The 1,403-nt window shown below is 61.1% G+C and carries 1 protein-coding gene; it reads right to left on the reverse strand.

The genetic code is table 11. The features are described from left to right. Window positions 1-1,350, reverse strand: a 1,350-nt coding sequence (locus J2T09_RS27525) for an IS1182 family transposase (RefSeq protein WP_306840275.1), incomplete at its 3' end; no start/stop codon positions are given. Window positions 1,351-1,403 lie beyond the last annotated feature (53 nt).

Consider the following 1,403-nt stretch of genomic DNA (forward strand, 5'->3'; position numbering starts at 1 on the left):
GGCCCTTGTGAGGGCGATTGCGATCTTCTTGATGTTCTGGGCTGCGGCTGCCATGAGGCATTGGCATGCCACACGCGTCAGACTTCGGAATTTGGCGTATCGATGGCCGTGCAGTTGCTTGGCGTCGGCAAAGGATCGTTCGACGGTCTCCTTGCGCCGCTTGTAGATCGCTTTGCCCCACGGCGTCTTGCGGCGGGCATCGACGCACTCGCGGGCCTCGGCCCAGACGTGACGGGTGATGGTGCGAACGGCCTTGCCGTTTGCGGTGCAGGACGCCAGAAGCGGGCAATCGCGGCAGATCGCCGGATCGGACGTATAGTGTCTGTAGCCGTTGCGATCGGTTGTGGCATAGGTCAGCAACTGACCCTGCGGGCAGCGATAACCGTCTGTCTGCGCCTCGAAGACGTATTTCGACTTGCGCATCATGCCTTCTTTCGGCGGTGTCGGATTGCGATAACCGGTGACGCCGAGGATGCCCCGGTCCTCCAACCCTTTCGCAATACCCGCCGTGGCGTAACCGGCATCCAGTCCGACCGCCCCGACATCGAATGAGAAGCGGGCGCGCTGGCGGTCCAGCCGGTCGAGGTAGACGATACTGTCATGCACATTGGCCGGCGTGACATGCGTATCGGTGATGATGGCGTGGCGGCCATCGACGGTGCGATGGTCCAGGTAAAAGAAGCCTTTCGGTTTGCCGTCGCGCACCATGTAGCCACTGTCGGGATCGGTGCGGCTGACCTTGGTTTCCTTGACCTGCGGCTCGCGCTCTTTCTGCTTCAGCGGCTTCTGGCCATGCAGTGTCCGCTCGACCGCGATCGCCCGGTCGAGATCGGCCCAATAGTCGGCCCGCGACTTCTCTATCATCGCAAGGTCGTATTTGCCCTTGTTGGCATTGGCCTTCAGATGCGTCGAGTCGGTATAGAGAACCGTGCCATCGACCAGACCATGGCCGATCGCCTGCTCGACGATGCGGTCAAAAATATCCTGCGCCACAGAAGTGTCGTTGAAGCGGCGGCGGCGGTTCTGGGACAGCGTCGAGGCGTCGAACACGCCGTCCGTCAGCTTCATCCGCAGGAACCAGCGATAGGCGACATTGACCTCGATCTCGCGCACCAACTGCCGCTCCGAGCGGATGCCGAACAGGTAGCCGATGAACAAGGCCTTGAACATCAAGGTCGGATCAAGCGGCGGGCGGCCATTGTCGGCGCAGTACAAGCCCGCAACGCGATCGTGGATGAAGGAGAAGTCGATCACCGCGTCGATCTTGCGAAGCAGGTGATCCTTCGGCACCAGGCTGTCGAGCGTCACCATCTCGAGAGCCGTCTGTTCGGGAGCAGGTTTCTTCAACATGACCCAGTGAATCACAAAACCCCTGGACCAGCCAGGGGTTTGTCAGCAGTCTG

Origin of the sequence: Neorhizobium huautlense (genome assembly GCF_030811685.1) — a bacterium.
Taxonomy (GTDB): domain Bacteria; phylum Pseudomonadota; class Alphaproteobacteria; order Rhizobiales; family Rhizobiaceae; genus Neorhizobium; species Neorhizobium huautlense_A.